The organism is Gardnerella sp. KA01002 (genome assembly GCF_049244015.1).
GTDB classification, from domain to species: Bacteria; Actinomycetota; Actinomycetes; order Actinomycetales; family Bifidobacteriaceae; genus Bifidobacterium; species Bifidobacterium vaginale.
In genome coordinates, this window is the sequence record NZ_CP058365.1 from 432,469 (window position 1) to 450,390 (window position 17,922).

11 protein-coding genes are annotated in these 17,922 nt (G+C 41.0%); 9 read left to right on the plus strand and 2 right to left on the minus strand.

What is annotated here, in order from left to right; translation table 11 throughout:
* Positions 1–19 precede the first annotated feature (19 nt).
* From HXT60_RS01630 to HXT60_RS01660, 7 genes are all read left to right on the plus strand, one after another.
* A complete protein-coding gene (locus HXT60_RS01630) occupies positions 20–514 on the plus strand; it encodes a signal peptidase II (protein ID WP_410312288.1) in 495 nt (164 codons plus the stop codon).
* The gene (locus tag HXT60_RS01635; protein ID WP_421791241.1) at positions 507–1,439 is read left to right on the plus strand and encodes an RluA family pseudouridine synthase; all 933 of its coding nucleotides are present in this window, start codon (positions 507–509) and stop codon (positions 1,437–1,439) included. The genes HXT60_RS01630 and HXT60_RS01635 overlap by 8 nt, the downstream gene beginning before the upstream one ends.
* A gap of 52 nt (positions 1,440–1,491) precedes the next feature.
* A complete protein-coding gene (dnaE, locus tag HXT60_RS01640) occupies positions 1,492–5,043 on the plus strand; it encodes a DNA polymerase III subunit alpha (protein WP_004137938.1) in 3,552 nt (1,183 codons plus the stop codon).
* 61 nt (positions 5,044–5,104) lie between these two features.
* The gene (locus HXT60_RS01645) at positions 5,105–5,800 is read left to right on the plus strand and encodes a hypothetical protein (protein ID WP_119675873.1); all 696 of its coding nucleotides are present in this window, start codon (positions 5,105–5,107) and stop codon (positions 5,798–5,800) included.
* Positions 5,801–5,953: 153 nt separating this feature from the next.
* Positions 5,954–7,291: a type I glutamate--ammonia ligase gene (gene glnA / locus HXT60_RS01650; protein WP_421791244.1), complete on the plus strand. Its 1,338-nt coding sequence runs from the start codon at positions 5,954–5,956 to the stop codon at positions 7,289–7,291.
* A 399-nt stretch (positions 7,292–7,690) separates the two neighbouring features.
* The gene (locus HXT60_RS01655; protein WP_004112414.1) at positions 7,691–8,647 is read left to right on the plus strand and encodes a nucleoside hydrolase; all 957 of its coding nucleotides are present in this window, start codon (positions 7,691–7,693) and stop codon (positions 8,645–8,647) included.
* 110 nt (positions 8,648–8,757) lie between these two features.
* Positions 8,758–10,161, plus strand: a complete 1,404-nt coding sequence (locus HXT60_RS01660) for an MFS transporter (protein WP_004112416.1) — start codon at positions 8,758–8,760, stop codon at positions 10,159–10,161.
* Between the two features lie 100 nt (positions 10,162–10,261).
* Here the strand turns inward: HXT60_RS01660 and hrpA are convergent, their stop codons facing one another.
* Complete coding sequence (gene hrpA, locus HXT60_RS01665; RefSeq protein WP_421791246.1) at positions 10,262–14,329, minus strand: ATP-dependent RNA helicase HrpA; 4,068 nt, start codon at positions 14,327–14,329, stop codon at positions 10,262–10,264.
* Positions 14,330–14,357: 28 nt separating this feature from the next.
* On the minus strand, positions 14,358–15,059 hold the full coding sequence (locus tag HXT60_RS01670) for a class I SAM-dependent methyltransferase (RefSeq protein ID WP_004116812.1): 702 nt from the start codon (positions 15,057–15,059) through the stop codon (positions 14,358–14,360).
* 169 nt (positions 15,060–15,228) lie between these two features.
* Between HXT60_RS01670 and hflX the strand changes: the two genes are divergently transcribed.
* Complete coding sequence (gene hflX / locus HXT60_RS01675) at positions 15,229–16,698, plus strand: GTPase HflX (RefSeq protein WP_013399502.1); 1,470 nt, start codon at positions 15,229–15,231, stop codon at positions 16,696–16,698.
* A gap of 133 nt (positions 16,699–16,831) precedes the next feature.
* On the plus strand, positions 16,832–17,794 hold the full coding sequence (locus HXT60_RS01680; protein WP_004112440.1) for an L-lactate dehydrogenase: 963 nt from the start codon (positions 16,832–16,834) through the stop codon (positions 17,792–17,794).
* The last annotated feature ends 128 nt before the right edge of the window (positions 17,795–17,922 follow it).

Here is a 17,922-nt window from a genome sequence, read left to right on the forward strand (position 1 = left end):
TACATTGACGCATTGTGATATGCGTGTAGAACGGCTGCGTAATCGCGCAGCCGTTTTTGCACTGATTGCTTTTATTGGAGTGGTTTTAGACCGCATAACCAAAGTTTGGGCATTAGCAGCGCTTAGTGGAGGAAAAAGCATTGATATTCTTCCACATTTGCTCTCTTTTACTCTTGTTAGGAATCCTGGAGCATCTTTTGGCTTAGGCTCTTCTTTTACTTGGGTTATTAGCGTGTTAGCTTGCGTTGCATGCGCTGCTATGATTGCGGTTGTTAAGCACACAAAATCTTTATATTGGACTATTGCGCTTGCTTTAGCTTTTGCTGGAGCTTTTGGAAATCTTATTGATAGAGCGCAATATGCTCAAGGCTTTTTGAACGGAAAAGTCGTAGATTTTATAAACTACGGATGGTCCGTTGGGAATGTTGCAGATATTGAGCTTATGTTTGCAGGAATTGCAGTTATATGCCTTATTTTGATTGGGATTCCTCTTATAGAGCGCGCTGATGAGTGATATTCGTTTTATAGTTACGAGTCAATTTGCTGGATGCAGGTTCGACGTATGTTTGTCGAAACTTATGGGAGTATCGCGTGCAAACGCAATATCGCTAATCGATAGTGGCAAAGCAAAAATCTTAGATAGAAAATCACAAAAATCCTCCACTTTACAAGATGGGGATGTGATTGTTATAAATCAAGAGGAAGTTGAGGATCAAAAAGAAAAATCAACTAGCAAATCCACTATATGCGATATTCCAATAGTTTATAACGATGAAGATATTGTTGTAGTAGATAAGCCTGTTGGGGTTGCAGCGCATTCAGCAAAAGGCTGGGATGGTCCAACAGTGCCAGAATGTCTAGAAGCAAGCGGTGTTGAAATAAAAACAACCGTGTGCGATGAATTACGAAAAGGAATCGTAAGCCGATTAGACGTTGGAACAAGCGGATTAATGCTGGTTTGCAAAACAGATTTTGCGTATGAAGAAATGAAAAAACAGTTCGCAAATCATAGTGTGAAGAAAATATATCACGCTTTAGTCCAAGGAAATCTTAAACAAAATAAAGCTACAATTGATGCACCAATTGGGCGAGCAAAAGTTTCAGATTTTCGTTTTACAATAACTAAATCAGGTAAGCCTGCAATTACGCATTGGGATGTTATAGAGCGTTTTAAGGGAGCGACTTTAGTGAAAGTCAATCTGGAAACTGGCAGAACACACCAAATTCGTGTGCATTTTTCGTCAATAGGACATCCGGTAGTGGGCGATCCTATGTATGGCGCAAATCCTCAATTAAGTGAAAAATTAGGGCTTTCTAGACAGTGGCTTCATGCAATGAGTCTAAAATTTAAGCATCCTCGAACGGGAGAACTTATTAAAGTTGAATCGAAGTATCCGTTAGATTTGCAACACGCTTTACACGCCATACAAGAATTGTAAAAGTAGAGTTATTTAGTAAAACAGGTCATATTGCATCTATAGAATAGCCACTATGGCTAGGTTGGAAACAAACTTCGTACACTTACATAATCACACGCATTATTCGCTTTTGGATGGTGCTTCGAAGATACCAGACCTAGTTGCACGTGCAAAAGAATTAGGTATGCCAGCTGTGGCTATTACAGATCACGGAAATATGCATGGTGCATACGAAATGTGGAGTACTGCTGTAAAAGCTGGAATTAAGCCGATTATTGGAATCGAAGCTTATGTGACCCCTGAAACAGCCAGACAAGACAAGAGCAGAGTGCATTGGGGAACTGAAGCGCAAAGAAGCGACGATGTTTCTGGCGGCGGTTTGATTACGCACATGACAATGTGGGCTGAAAATGATGAAGGCTTAACAAATCTACTCAAAGCGTCTTCTATAGCTAATTTAGAAGGTCGCGTAATGCGATACCCTCGAATGGATAAAGATGTGTTATCAAGGTATTCTAAAGGGGTTATAGCGTCTTCTGGATGCCCATCTGGTATTATCCAAACGCGTCTTCGTTTAGGTCAATTTGATGAGGCTTTACGCGCTGCAGGCGAGTTTCAGGATATTTTTGGGCGCGATAATTTCTTTATAGAATTAATGAATCATGGGCTTTCTATCGAAACGCGCGTTACTAAAGATTTGCTTGAGATTGCTAAGCGTCTTAATGCGCCTCTTCTTGCTACAAACGATTTGCATTACGTGCACGAAGAAGATCGCGAAGCGCAAGATGCAATGCTATGCATTAATTCAGGATCGCGCTTGGATGATCCAGACCGTTTTAAGTTTGATGGCTCTGGATACTATTTAAAATCTGCCGAGCAGATGCGTGAATTGTTTAAAGAGTTTCCAGAGGCTTGTGACAATACGCTAGAAATTGCCCGTCGTTGTAACGTTATGTTCGACGATGGTGAAGATGGCGCTTTTATGCCGCAATTTGATTGCCCTGAAGGTTGGGATGAGACTTCGCTATTCCTTAAAAAAGTTGAAGAAGGATTAGAGCGTAGATATAACAACAATGTTCCTATGGAAGTCTTAAAACAAGCAGACTACGAGTGTGGTGTTATATGTCAAATGCAGTTCTGCGGATACTTCCTAGTTGTTGCGGACTACATAAATTGGGCAAAAGCACATGGTGTTATGGTTGGTCCTGGACGTGGTTCTGCAGCAGGCGCAATGGTTGCGTATGCTATGGGAATTACTGAGCTTGACCCAATGAAGCATGGTCTGATTTTTGAACGATTCCTAAACCCAGAGCGAGTATCTTTACCAGATATTGATGTTGACTTTGACCCAGATGGTAGAGCCAAAGTTTTGGAATACGTCGGTGAAAAATATGGAAGAGATAAAGTAGCTCAATGCGTGATTTATGGAACGATTAAAACAAAGCAAGCATTGAAGGATTCAGCTCGAATAATGGGCTACGAGTTTTCCGTTGGAGAAAAAATTACAAAAATTCTGCCTCCTCCAAAAAACGGAAAAGATATGAGTTTCCACGATATTTTTGATGAAAAATCAAAGAGATACGCGGAGGCGCGCGAGTTTCGTGAAATGTATGACACTGATCCAGATACGAAGCGAATTACTGAAGAAGCAAAAGGTATTGAAGGTTTGATTCGCCAAACTGGTGTTCATGCTTGCGCAACAATCATGGGCTCGGAGCCGATTACTGATACTTCGCCTCTTTTGGAGCGTACTGATGGAACAATAACAACAACGTTCGAGTATCATACTTGCGAAACGTTGGGCTTAGTGAAAATGGACTTTTTGGGTCTTTCCAACTTAACAGTTATTAGGGATACGCTTAAAAATGTTGAGCATAATGGTAAAGAGCCTATTGATTACACTAAAATTCCGCTTGACGATAAGGAAACATATCAGCTTCTTGCTAGGGGAGACACTTTAGGAGTCTTCCAGCTTGATTCCGACGGTATGCGTGCCCTTCTGCGCACACTTAAGCCAGATAACTTTAACGATATATCGGCTTTGATTGCACTTTATAGACCAGGCCCTATGGATATGGATTCTCACACTAACTACGCCAAGCGTAAGAATGGTTTACAAGAGATCACACCTATCCATCCTGAAGTTGCTGAGCCGCTAAAAGATGTTCTTGGCGAAACATATGGTTTGATTGTTTACCAGGAGCAGGTGCAGTCAGCTGCGCGTATTTTAGCTGGATATAGCCTTGGTAAAGCAGATGTTTTGCGTCGAGCAATGGGTAAAAAGAAGCCAGAAGTGTTGGCTAAAGAAAAAATCCCGTTCTTTAAAGGCATGAAAGAACATGGTTATTCAGAAGAAGCTGCACAAGCTGTTTGGGATGTTCTGGTTCCTTTTTCTGGTTACGCGTTTAACAAGGCTCATTCAGCCGCATACGGTTTGATTTCTTATTGGACTGCGTATTTGAAAACGCATTATCCTGTGGAGTTTATGGCTGCATTGCTTCAAAACGAGCGCACGAATAAGGATAAGACAGCGCTCTATTTGGGTGAAGCTAGACGCATGGGTATTCGTGTTTTGCAGCCAGATATTAACGAGTCTGTTCTTGAATATTCTGCAGTTGGAGATGTAGTTCGTTTTGGACTTGGAGCTGTTAGGAATGTTGGTGATAAAGCCGTTAACGATATTATTAGCGAAAGGGAAAGCGAGCGCGGAAAGTTTATTGATTTTAAGGATTTTGTAAACCGTGTATCTTTTGCCGCTTTGAATCGTAGACTTGTTGAATCTCTTATTAAATCTGGTGCTTTCGATTCAATTAATCCTTGTAGAAGAGCTATTTTTGAAATTTGTGAACCACTAATTGACTCTGTTATTTCTATTAAGCGCAGACAGGCAGGTGGTCAGTTTGATCTTTTTGCTGATCTTGATGATTCCGATAGTGATCTTGGAGATGCTCAAATCAACATTCCAGATGTTGAAGAATGGGATAAAAAAACGAAGCTAAACTTTGAGCGAGAAATGCTTGGGCTTTACGTTTCGGATCATCCTTTGAGTGGTCTTTCTGCTGTGTTGGCTGGTCTTAGGGAAATGTCGATTGCTCAGCTTTTAAATCGCGCTAAAACTATGGGCGAAAATCAGCAGGTAACTCTTGCAGGCCTTGTGACTAGCGTAGACAGGCGAGTATCTAAAAAAGGTAATGCTTGGGCGATTGTAACTATTGAAGACATGGAAAGTTCAATACAATGCATGTTCTTTGGTAAGGTCTATGAGTCATCTGCTGCAGAACTTGCGATTGATCAAGTTGTGAGAATTAGGGGACAGGTAGAGGTTCGAGACGAAACAGTGTCTTTAAGAGCAACTGAGTTTGAAGTTCCAAGCTTAGAGGCGGAAGATGCTCAGCCTGTTACAATTGTTCTTCCTTTGCAAGCATTAGAAAAGTCACGTATAAAAGAGCTTGAAAATATTGTTACAAGGCATCCTGGATGTTGCGAAATGAATCTTGCTTTGATTGATTCTAGAGGATGCGCAAAAGTGTTATCGTTTGGAGATAGATTTAGAGTTAAGCGAGATACGTCACTTTTTGCAGAGATCAAAATATTGTTTGGTCCTAATTGTTTGCCAAGCGCGTAGATTATGCTTAAAGTATTTTTAAGTGGCGTTAACTAGCTGTTTAATAAGTTAGGGGTACAAAATGTGTGCAGATCATGAAGGTTTGAGTGAAGATAGTAGTGACAAAAACTTTGCGAATAATGGGAAAAATTCCAATAATTCTTCTAATTCCAAAGAGTCGAAGGAAGTTCGCACATCTTTTACTGATAAAGAGCTTGAAGATGCGTTACTTGGATTTGAAAAAGAATTTAGCGATGAACAAAAACATGATTCTGTCGATGATGTTGTAAACAAAATTGAGCAAGCAAACTTTGAAGAAGATTTGGAAGGTTTGCTGGGTAAAAAAGCCAAGTGTGCTCTGTTTCTAACTGTTATGGAACCAGGGGAGCTTCTTGCTGCTTTTTGTAAAATGGCTGGTATTAGAGCTAAATGTTTTAGTGACGAGAACGGTGGAGTCGCCGTTTTATGCGATTTAGACGAGGATAATCCAGAAAAATCTGTTAAACGATTCACAGAGTATTTTCGCGGTATTCCAGCGATTTTAATGGTGAATCGAGCTAATAAAATTGATGCAAAAGTCTACGAATATAAAAAAGAAGTACAGGATGCTATTCCTCCCATGGTTCTTACCATGTCTGCTAGATGTGTGGAAGATCTTATGATTTGTTATGCGACAGTTGAAGATCTTAAAGAGTCTGGGATTGAGGTTACTTATACGGATGATTTAAGTGATGAGCAAGCTAAAGAGATTTTTTATAAATATGGCAAAAAAATGTGAGCCTAATCTTGCAAATACGCTAAATTAAAAGTAAGTAAATTCATTGCTATATTTCTAAATAAAAACTAAATATAAGAGATAATATAGTCATTGCGTTTTGCTCTAAAAACATGTTGAAAAATATAAGACTTGAATACTGATTGGACTGTAGATATGGATAGACAACAAGAGTTCGCTTTGCGTACGGTTGAAGAGCGTGATGTCCGTTTTATTAGACTATGGTTCACGGATGTTCTTGGAACTCTTAAATCGGTTGCTATTGCTCCAGCAGAGCTTGAAGCTGCGTTTGAAGAGGGTATTGGCTTTGATGGGTCTGCGATTGAAGGCATGACTCGCGTTTTAGAAGACGACATGATTGTTAAGCCAGATCCTTCGACTTTCCAACTTTTGCCATGGCATGGCGGCCCAGAGGGTACGGCACGCATGTTTTGTGACGTTTTAACACCAGACGGGGAGCCGTCTCTTGGAGACCCTCGTCATGTTCTTAAGACTGCGCTCGTAAAAGCTAAAGAAAAAGGCTTTACTTTTTACGTTCATCCAGAAATTGAGTTTTACTTATTTGAAACGCAAGACGATTGGTCTAAAGCACCTGTTCCTATTGATGAAGGTGGGTATTTTGACCATGTTCCAAGAAGTTCGGCAATGGACTTTCGTCGTAGTGCTGTGAGCATGCTTGAACAGATGGGTATTTCTGTTGAGTATTCTCACCACGAAGGCGGTCCTGGTCAAAACGAGATTGACTTAAGATATGCAGACGCTCTTACTACTGCAGATAACATTATGACTTTCCGCACTGTTGTTAAGGAGATTTCTCTTGAGCGCGGAATGTATGCGAGCTTTATGCCTAAGCCTTTAACGGATCAGCCTGGTTCTGGTATGCACACGCATTTAAGCTTGTTTGAAGGAGATTCCAACGCTTTCTACGAGGCTGGGCAAGAGTTTAATATGTCGCTTATTGCGCGCCAATTTGCGGCTGGTATTTTGCATCATGCTGCGGAAATTTGCGCTGTTACCGATCAGTATGTGAACTCTTATAAGCGCTTGTGGGGTGGAGCGGAAGCGCCTAGCTATGTTTGCTGGGGTCATAGTAACCGTTCTGCGCTTTTGCGTGTGCCTCAATATAAGCCAGGCAAAGGTAATTCTTGCCGTATGGAGTTTCGTGCTTTGGATCCTGTGGCGAATCCGTATCTTGCATACTCTGTTTTGTTGGCTGCTGGTTTAGATGGTATTGAAAAGCAGATGATTTTATGTGAGCCTACGAGCGATGACGTTTGGGAGCTTACGGATGCTGAACGTCAGGCTATGGGTATTCAGCCACTTCCTGAGTCTTTGGATGAGGCTTTGAAGATTATGGAGAAGTCTGATTTTGTGGCTAGCGTACTTGGTGAGCATGCTTTTGAGTATTTCTTGCGTAATAAGCATCAGGAATGGGAAGAGTATCGTCGTCAGGTCACTCCTTTTGAATTGCAGAAGTATTTGCCTAGACTTTAGTTTTCTTTTGTATTGCTTTCGCGCGTGTCAAATCTAAATTTTTGGATATTTTTGGATATTTTTCAAATGTTATTATTTGTGATTGTTGACACGCGTTTTAATTTTTTGTATTCATATGTTTAATTTATGGCTGAGCTCACAGCTATAATCTAAACATATGTTTATATATATTAACGTTTGTTGAAAATTATAACATTTTATAACAAAATTCGTGAATATTAACAATTAAAGCAACATTATGTCTTCTTGCTTCTATTTAAATATGCCATTGCTTTTCGAGATTATAATAATAAAATTTTTAAATTGGTGATACTTAAATATCAAGTTAGATATTCAATTACACCCATGATTTACAACGACTGTAAGCCATGCCTAAATATAAGAAGGAAGGTAACTCAAGTGAAGAAGCTGATTCTTGATCTTGATACTGGTGTTGACGATACTCTCGCTATATCTTATGCTCTTGGAAGCCCCGAAATGGAGCTTATTGGCATAACTGGCACATACGGTAATGTTTTAATGGAGCAAGGTGTTCGTAACGCGCTTGCAATCACAGATTTACTTGGGCATCCAGAAGTAAAAGTTTATAAAGGTCTTTCACACGCAAGCACAAAAGATTCGTTTGAAGTGCTTCCAATATCTGCTTTTATTCATGGTGACAATGGAATTGGCGATGTTGAAATTCCAGATTCTCCTCGCAAAGCAGAAGATGAATCCGCTGTTGATTTCATTATTGATTCCGTAAAGAAATATGGCAAGGACTTAGTGTATGTTCCAACCGGTCCAATGACCAATATTGCTGCTGCATTGAAGAAAGCTCCAGAAATCAAAGACGAAATCGGAAAGATTGTTTTGATGGGTGGAGCGCTCACCATTCATGGAAACGTAAACGCTTGGACTGAGGCGAATATTTCCCAAGATCCAGATGCTGCAGATATTCTATTCCGTTCTGGTGCTCCAGTGACAATGATTGGTTTGGATGTTACCTTACAGACTTTGCTTACTTACAAGGAGACAAAGCAATGGCGTGATCTTAACACCAAGGCTGGCAAGTTCCTTGCAGATATGACTGATTTTTACATCAAAGCTTATGAAACCACTGCTCCGCACCTTGGTGGATGTGGTTTGCATGATCCTTTGGCTGTTGCTGTTGCAGTTGATCCAACGCTTGTTACAACGCTTCCAATTAACATGCAGGTTGATGTGGAAGGTCCAACTCGCGGTCGTACCATCGGTGATGTTACGCGCTTGAATGACCCTGTTAAGACAATGCAAGTTGCTGTTGGCGTAGACGTTCCACGATTCTTGAACGAGTTTATGACGCGTATTTCTGGTTTGGCAAAAATCGCTGGCTGAGATCATATTGTTTGTGTTGCGCAACATTTTGCGACCTTCTACGCTTCTTGTTGCACAACATGCTTTATGCGTAAATGTAAAAATTAAAAATATTTATTGATCGGATTATTATGACTGAAATTGCAAAATCTACTGCGGTAGATCCATACGAGGATCCAAAAACCCGCGACAAAGTGGCGATTTACTCGCTGATTTTGTTGCTTATAACCTTTATTCTTGGAACATTATGTTTGCAGGGATTTAATCTTGTATTCGACCAGATTGGCAAGGCTGTTGGTGCCCCTGATCAAGCTTCGCTTATTACAAGCTTGCCAATTATTGTTCTAGGTATCGTGTGCTTTATATACGGTTCTCTAGGTGACTTTGTTTCTCTTCGCAGACTTATAACAATCGGTCTTGTAACACTGTTCGTTGGTTCCTTGTTTGGTTTTATTGCAAACTTCTTCTTTACTCCAAATTTGTGGACTGTTATTATTGCTCGCATTATGCAAACTGCTGGTGAACAGGTAGCAGGTTCTTCCTTCCTTGTTATTGCAACTAAGTATTTGCGCAATGATTTGAAAGTTATTTTCTTTGGACTCTTTACTGCCGCATATCAGCTTTCTGCTTCTATCGGCGTATTTGCTGCTGGTGCTCTTAGCTCTATTGCTTGGCAATATTTGTTCCTTATTCCTGCGATAACCATTCTGTTCTTGCCAGTACTCGTTAAATGCTTACCGACTAAGAATGGTATTGGTGGAAAGATTGATAAACTCGGCTTTACCATATTCGGTATTGCTGTGACATTGTTGACTTTGTTCTTCTCTTACAAAGTTTGGGGATTGTTACTTGGATCCATCGTCCTGTTTGTTGTGTTCGCTGGATACATTATGAAGGCAAAGAACCCGTTTGTGACTCCTGCATTCTTTAAGAATAAGCGTTGGCTTTCGGGCATTGTTTTGATATTCATCTTCTACTTTACTAACTATTGCATGCCTCCAATTTACAATGTAATTGGCGGTGCTTTATACAAGATGGATACTTCTCAGGTTTCTTCTTACCTTGTATGGGCATTCGTCGTAGCAGCAGTGTTTGGCACTTGTTCTGGAACAATCATCGGTTTCATTGGACGTAAAGCTGGTATTATTACAGCTGCTGTTCTTATGATTCTTGGATGGGTTGGTGCTGCTGTATTCATCAATTCTGGGTTCCTTACATTAACACTGTGCGCATGCGTTTACTACGCTGGGTGCGGACTTATGTATTCGCCAATCGTTTCTACTGTTCTTAGCGCATTGCCTGTTGAAGAGTCTGGTCGTGGCTGCGGTATGAACGATTTGGTTATGAACGTTACAGCTTCTATTGGTATTTCTATTTTCAGCGGATTCTTTGCTGGAAATCTGTTCAAAGGATTCTCCTTTGCGAATATTCAAGGATTAGCTGCAGGATACTCAAACTTGCTTATGATGGGCGCTATTGTAGCCTTCATAGGTTTGGTGGTTTACATAGTTCGTAGCGTTATGGTTAAAGAGTAATTAATCTTTACCCAATATATTAGTGGTCACTATCTTGCAGTCATCTTTGGCTGCGTGGATAGTGGCCACTTTTTGTAGTCTTATGCCGCGCATTTTTACGCTAACATAGTTTTTTCATACGCTGAATACTAATCGGGTATGCTGTTCCAAGTTCTTGTGCCCAAAGAGAAACATAGAATTCTTCGCACATCCACTTTAGTTTTTGAGCTTTTTCTTGAGCCTCATCTCTATTAGGTCCAGCAGGCAAGCTTTCTGCTCTATTTTGAGCTTCTAGCACAAGCTTATGAGCTTCATCTGCTTGCCAAGCCCATCGTACATCTCTATCCTTATTTGTTTTAGCTTTATCAAGTCTAATTAAATCAGCATGCAAGTAGCGTTCTATTGAACTAAGTGCGCTAGAATCTGCTTTTGCAATAAATCCAGGAAAAACAAGTGAGGCTGCGTGTTCTCTAATCGATTGAAGAACGCTAAGCATCGGCAAGTCGGCTTTGCCGCCAACAGCAGTGCTAACTTTAGCAAAACGCTTCAAAATAGCAATCACATCGTGCGCAATACCATAAACTGTATCTTCGTATACTTCGGCAATATTTCCAACAACTTCCTTAAGCTCAACATCGTTAGTAATTTTTTGTGTATCTGGTATAAGTCGCTTAATAGCTGCCATTTGCAAATCTTGGGCCAAATCTTTAGAAGACTTATAAGGTGCAGAAGCAAGTATCAGAGCCTCACTTCCGAGCCATCTAGATGTAATACGTTTATCATCTAAAATAAGCATATTGAGCGCGCCCTGCCAAACCATTTGAGATCTAGAAAGATTAGTTGCACCAGACTTGTGTAACAAATCTGCTCTCTCAACAACATTTCCAGCTTGTGCAGCTTTAATCGCCTTGCTGTTAACAACATTTAATGCACACTCTTGAGCTGATTTTGCAAAGCGATGCTGAAGACTTATCAGCGATTTATCTGTTCCTAAAACAGTAGGCTTAATACGCCTGTTGTTCTGATTATGTGAATTGTTTGATTTATTTTGATTAGCTTTCTTTTGCTCAACGCTAAAAGTTATGCGCAAATAAGGAGATAGCCGTTGCAACTGTTCATCGCTTAAAACTTCTGGGTGGATTTGTGCTCCAACAACACTAATCGCAGCTTTAGTAAAGACTTCGCTAAAATCTTGCCAAATAAAATCTTCTTGTGGATTTTCGTTTATTCCTGGAAGATAGTCATAATTGTCATCTATCCACTCACGGATTTTACGAGCAGTATCTGGAGCTGGAACGAATTGTACTCGCAAAGTCTTAGGAAGAGACTTAATCATGCCAATAATAAGCTCGTCTAATAAGCCTGGCACATTCCAAGTAAACTCTTGAGGTTTAAGTCGCAAAAGCGCATGAAGTGGAACGTGCACAGTTACACCATCTAAAGGATCATGCGGATCATAAATGTAGCTTAAACGCAAGTTGATTTTCTGACCGTCTGTTCCAATCGTATGCCAAGTATCTGGGTAATCTGCCAAATCAGTGTCATTTGTGTATTGCAAGCGCTCAACACAATCTGGGTTAAAATCAAGAAAATGCGGGTCTTGGAGCCTGTAATTTTTCCACCATTTAGCTAAATCTGCAATAGTAGTAGCTTCTTGAGGAAGTTTATTATCGTAAAAAGTAAACAAATCCTCGTCGTTTACAGTTTCACTTGCCTGCCTAGTGCGATTTGTTTGATTATCGGCATCGTTCAAAACGTTAATATTTGAGGAGATAAAATCGTTGAATGGAAAACGCTGCTGAACATTTCCTTCGACTAAGCCTTGACGAATCATTAACATTCGAGATTCGTAAGGGTTGATTTTAGACCATTGAACAGTGCGATTTTGCACAATAGGCAAGCCGTACAAAAGCACCTTCGATTGGGCGATTGCTGCACCTTTGCTTGCGCTCCAATGAGCATCTGAATATGTTACGCGAGTAAGATTCTTAGCTAAAGACTCTGCCCAAGCAGGGTCGATTTGCGCGCAATACCTTGCCCAAAGTCTAGAAGTTTCAACTAATTCCGTACACATAATCCAAGAAGGAGTTGTTTTAGAAACAGATGAAGCTGGAAAGATTGCAAACCTTGTGCTTCTAGCACCCTGATAATCGTTTTTTGCCATTTTTTGAGCGCGCTTAATAGCGCGAATTTTGGCTGTTCCGCGAAGACCTGCAAAATCCGAAGCCTTAGGCTCGCGAATAACTTGCATGCCAATCATAGAAAGCAAGCCAGAAAGCATAGAAGCGTGGATTCCTTGGTAATCCCAAGTGCAGCAAAGACTGTGAGCAGCTTGCTGATTATTTGGTAATTGGCGGATTTGCAAAGGTGCGCGTTTAAGTGGTAATGCTTCGCCAACATTATAATGAAGTTCTTTGCATAAATCTTTAAGCTGATTAACTAAATCTTTCCACTGTTTTAGGCGTAAAAAGTGGAAAAATTCCTCTTTGCAAAGTCGCCTTAGCGCGTTATTGCTTATTTCGCCATCCGCTTGGAATATGCGATCCCAAATATTCAATGCCGTTAAAAAGTCACTTAACTCGTCTGCATAACGATTGTGTAATCTATCTGCTTCATCGCGTTTATCTTCCGGACGTTCGCGCGGATCTTGCAAACTCAAAAACGCCACAATTACCAGCACAGCAGCAAGAGTATTAGGAGTGGTTTTACGCGCAGCTTCAATAATCATGCGTCCTAAACGAATGTCAATCGGTAGTTTAGAAAGCTCGCGTCCAATATGAGTTAAAGTGATGAAGCCTGATTTTCTGCTTATTGCACCAAGTTCACTAAGCTCGTTAAAGCCGTCGCTTACAGCCTTAATATCTGGAGGATCAATGAATCCAAAATTCGTTATATCTTCGCCAGTTTTAGCAACACCAACAGAGAGCATGTGTAAAACAACAGCGCCGAGTGAAGTGCGTAAAATCTCGGGGTCGGTAAAGCGCGGGCGAGTTTCGTAATCTTCCCTAGAATACAAGCGAATAGCAATGCCATCTGCAATTCGCCCACAACGACCAGAGCGCTGATCTGCACTTGCTTGAGAAATAGGTTCTATAGGAAGACGCTGAACTTTAGCAGACTTAGAATATCTAGAAATTCTAGCAAAACCAGGGTCTACAACGTAGCGAATCGAAGGCACTGTAAGAGAAGTTTCTGCAACATTAGTGGCGATTACAATGCGCTGATGCGTGTGGTGTTCAAAAACGCGATGCTGGTCTTTAGAAGAAAGACGTGCAAAAAGTGGAACAATCTCAATGGCGTCACTACGATTCATGTCGCTTGCACGCGCACCGAAATAAGAACGCAACGATGCTTCAAATTCTCGAATATCGCGCTCGCCAGAAGCAAAAACCATAATATCGCGCGCGCCTTGAGTGTGGTTTGAATGAATCACAAGTTGCGCGCATGCGCGAGTTACAGCAGAAGCAATGTCTTCGTCGCAAATATCGCCGCTTTCCGAAAGACTTTGGCTTTGCGCAACGCTTTCATCATCCATAGCAATATCGGCAAAACCTGGAACGTGCCTCATAAGTGAAGGCGCGCTTCCAAGCGGCTCGTAAAGTACGCGCACGGGGTATGTTCGACCCGAAACCTCTATAACAGGCACCTTAATGTGCAGCGCTTGCTCAAAATGGTCTTTAAATTTTGCAGAATCTATTGTTGCAGAAGTGATAATAAGTTTTAAGTCTTTGCGCTTTGGCAAAAGAGTTGTTAAATATCCAAGCAAAAAATCAATATTTAGGCTACGCTCGTGAGCTTCATCAATGATAATAGTGTCATAGCGCGTAAGAAGTGGATCGCGTTGAATTTGAGCGAGTAGAATACCATCCGTAACTATCCGAAGCTTTGTTTTAGATGAGCTTTCGTCGTTAAAACGTACCTGATAGCCGATTTCTTCGCCAAGCTTAACACCCATTTCGCTTGCGATTCGTTCGGCAACTGTGCGCGCAGCAAGTCGTCGAGGTTGTGTGTGAACAATTTGCTTTCCGCGACCACCTCTGCCAAGTTCCAAAGCCATTTTTGGGATTTGAGTGGTTTTGCCAGAACCAGTTTGACCAGATACGATTATAACCTGCGACTCTTTAATGGCTTCAATAATCTGGTCGTGTGCAGCACAAATCGGCAGTTCACTAGGATAGTCAAAGTTCATATTCAATCCTGTTAAATTTTGCTAAATCTTATTTTCTTAAAACTTCTATAATCCTGTATCCCTTAGAGCTTGCGTATTTTTCAACGCTAAAATCTTCCCCAAGAGTTTTAGAAAGCCAAGTGATTAAGGAATCGGAGCCAAGATTTTTTTGAACAACTAAATAAGCAGCTCCACCAACTTTTAGGCGAGGAAGCCAGGTGATCAAAATATTGTGCAAAACGTCTTTTCCAACGCGGATTGGAGGATTAGACCAAATAAGATCAATGTCTTTTAGCGCATCTTCTTTTAATGCATCTTCTACAAGATAAGTGTGAATGTTGTTTAATCCAGCATTCTTGGCATTAATATCAGTAAGATCTAGAGCACGTTCATTAACATCTACAGCATAAATTTGCGCATTAGGGGATTCAAAACCTAAAGCCAAACTAATAGCACCCCAGCCGCAACCGATGTCGAAAAATCGCCCATTTTCTGGAGGCTGTGGAGCGTGTTTAAGTAGAACTGCAGTGCCTAAATCAAGCTTAGAGGAGCTAAAAACTCCATTAGAAACCTGCACGCTAACCTCGTGACCGCGCAAATCAACATGCAAAGTTCGTCTTAAGTCTAAAGAGTTTGGATTAGCGGAAAAATACTGTTCGCCGCCAGTTTTAGCTTCTTTAGTATTTTTGTTTGTTTTAGTAGCATTAATGCTGCTCGTCTTTTTAGTTTTATTAAAAGTGTTAATAGCCATTTTAGTGTTGCGTTAAAAATTATGTCTTCTAGATTCACAATAATAAAACAAACGTTGTAAATCGTGTATTAACAGGGGATTTAGCGTTAGTAGTTAAAGCAAAATAGCAAAGGGCATAGTTTTGGTAGATACTTTAGCAAACAGCAATTTGGCGAGTGGTGATAATAATATGCCTGAGCATAAAAATGAGCATAAAGACGTTCTTTCAGGACATTCCGAAGTACTACTAGATTCCACAAACACTGGATCAAGCCTAGAAAGTAACGATGAAGCTTGGCAAGAGCGCGAATCAAGAAACGCCTTAAAACGAGTTGCGGGTCTTGGAGAATTACAAGACGTAACCGAAGTAGAATACAGAAAACTAAGACTAGAACGCGTTGTTTTAGTAGGCGTATGGTCTAGCGCTCGCGGAACTTTAAGCCAAGCAGAAGAGTCTCTTAGAGAGTTGGCGGCGCTTGCTAAAACAGCTGGTGCAGTAGTATGCGACGGCATGTTGCAGCAAAGATACAGACCAGATGCAGCAACGTATGTTGGTTCTGGAAAAGCGCGTGAACTTGCAGCGGTTGTGGCGCAAAATGATGCGGATACGATTGTGGTAGACGACGATCTTCCACCAAGCCAAAGAAGAGCTTTGGAAGATGCCACTAAAGTCAAGGTTGTAGACAGAACGGCTGTTATTCTAGACATTTTCGCTCAGCATGCAACAAGTAGGGAAGGAAAGGCACAAGTCGAGCTTGCTCAGCTTCAATACATGCTTCCGCGACTTAGAGGTTGGGGTGCTGCTCTTTCTAGGCAGGCTGGTGGTCGCGCTGCAGGAGATGCAGGAATAGGCTCTAGAGGCCCTGGAGAAACAAAAATCGAAATGGATAGGCGCGCAATTAGGAATCGAATTTCAAAATTGCGTCACGACATTGCACTAATGGCACCAACTCGCGAGACAAAGCGCGGATCTAGGCGTCGTCAAGATATTCCAACTGTTGCAGTAGTAGGGTATACAAATGCTGGAAAATCTTCGATTATAAACAGACTTACAGGATCTAAAGAACTTGTAGAAAACGCGCTTTTTGCAACTTTGGATACTGCTGTTCGAAAATCTTTAACTAAAGATGGTCGCGCTTATACACTTGTAGACACTGTTGGCTTCGTTAGAAGGCTGCCTACTCAGCTAGTAGAAGCGTTTAAATCAACTTTGGAAGAAGTTGGTAATGCAGATGTAATTTTGCACGTAGTTGACGGTTCTCACCCAGACCCTGTTTCTCAAATTGAGGCAGTTAACGAGGTTTTAGCTCAAATTGACGGTGTGGAAGATATAGCGCAAATTATTGCTTTTAATAAGTCGGATGTTATGCAAGAACCAATGCGTTTACGCTTGCAATCGTTGTATCCTGATTCTTTAATTGTGTCTGCTGCAAGTGGAACAAATATTGACCGTTTAAGAACGCGTATAGAAAATTTGTTACCTTCACCACATGTTCATGTTAAAGTTACATTGCCTTATAGCGATTATTCTGGATCTTTGCTATCTAGAGTTAGGGAAAATGGCATTGTAAAATCGGCGGAATATAAGGATTCTGGCGTAGAATTAGATGCTTTTGTTGGCGATTCTTTGGCTGCAAAACTTATGCAAATTGCACTTTAAACAAAATTCCGGTGGTGTGATTAAAGTAAAAGCTGTTTATACACATATAGCTCTTAATGTGAGAGCAGCCCTTGTATTTTTCTATTTATAAGTTATAAGGGTCGACTCGGTTTGTGGAAAAGGGGTTTTTCTAATGGTGAGTTCTCAGGTTAAGCCAACTAAGCTTGCGATTATTGGTGCTGGTGCAGTAGGTTCCACGCTTGCGTTTGCTGCAGCTCAGCGCGGTGTTGCTCGTGAAATTGTGCTTGAGGATATCGCTAAGGAACGTGTTGAAGCGGAAGTGCTCGATATGCAGCATGGTTCTAGCTTCTATCCAGCTGTTTCTATTGATGGCTCAGATGACGTTGAAATCTGCCGTGACGCAGACATGGTTGTTATTACTGCTGGTGCTCGTCAAAAGCCTGGTCAGACTCGCTTGGAGCTTGCAGGTGCAACCATCAACATTATGAAGTCGATTATTCCTAATGTTGTGAAGGTCGCTCCAAACGCTATCTACATGCTTATTACAAATCCTGTGGATGTTGTTACGCATGTTTCTATGAAGCTTTCTGGTCTTCCTGCTAATCAAATGTTTGGATCTGGTACAAACCTTGATTCTGCACGTTTGCGCTTCCTTATTGCTCAGCAAACTGGTGTGAATGTTAAGAATGTTCACGCTTATATTGCTGGCGAGCATGGCGATTCCGAAGTTCCTCTTTGGGCTTCTGCAACTATTGGTGGCGTTCCAATGTGCGAATGGAATGCTCTTCCAGGTCATGAGCCATTGGATGAAGCTAAGCGTGAAGAGATTCATCAGGAAGTTAAGAACGCTGCTTACAAGATTATTAACGGTAAGGGCGCTACAAACTACGCTATCGCTATGTCTGGTGTTGATATTGTTGAAGCCGTTCTTCGCGATACTAACCGCATTTTGCCAGTATCTTCTCTTCTTGACGATTTCCATGGAATCTCAGACGTCTGCATGTCCGTTCCAACTTTGTTGAACCGTAATGGCGTAAACTCTCGCTTGAACACTCCAGTTTCAGATCGCGAGCTTGCTGCTTTGAAGCGTTCTGCGGAAACTCTTCGTCAGGCTGCTGCAGAGTTTGGATTCTAATTAATATTAGCCGTTCATAAAACGCTAATTATTAAAATTTAAATTTTGAAAGTCGTTCCTTCAATCTTTGTTTTGGGGGAGCGACTTTTAAATTATGAATAAGATTTATAAAATTTGATTGTATAGGT

Coding starts and splice junctions, on each gene's coding strand:
- HXT60_RS01630 (WP_410312288.1), top strand. CDS start 20: ATGCGTGTAGAACGGCTGCGTAATCGCGCAGCCGTTTTTGCACTGATT.
- HXT60_RS01680 (WP_004112440.1), top strand. CDS start 16,832: ATGGTGAGTTCTCAGGTTAAGCCAACTAAGCTTGCGATTATTGGTGCT.
- HXT60_RS01660 (WP_004112416.1), top strand. CDS start 8,758: ATGACTGAAATTGCAAAATCTACTGCGGTAGATCCATACGAGGATCCA.
- HXT60_RS01670 (WP_004116812.1), bottom strand. CDS start 15,059: ATGGCTATTAACACTTTTAATAAAACTAAAAAGACGAGCAGCATTAAT.
- HXT60_RS01635 (WP_421791241.1), top strand. CDS start 507: ATGAGTGATATTCGTTTTATAGTTACGAGTCAATTTGCTGGATGCAGG.
- dnaE (WP_004137938.1), top strand. CDS start 1,492: ATGGCTAGGTTGGAAACAAACTTCGTACACTTACATAATCACACGCAT.
- hrpA (WP_421791246.1), bottom strand. CDS start 14,329: ATGAACTTTGACTATCCTAGTGAACTGCCGATTTGTGCTGCACACGAC.
- hflX (WP_013399502.1), top strand. CDS start 15,229: ATGCCTGAGCATAAAAATGAGCATAAAGACGTTCTTTCAGGACATTCC.
- HXT60_RS01645 (WP_119675873.1), top strand. CDS start 5,105: ATGTGTGCAGATCATGAAGGTTTGAGTGAAGATAGTAGTGACAAAAAC.
- glnA (WP_421791244.1), top strand. CDS start 5,954: ATGGATAGACAACAAGAGTTCGCTTTGCGTACGGTTGAAGAGCGTGAT.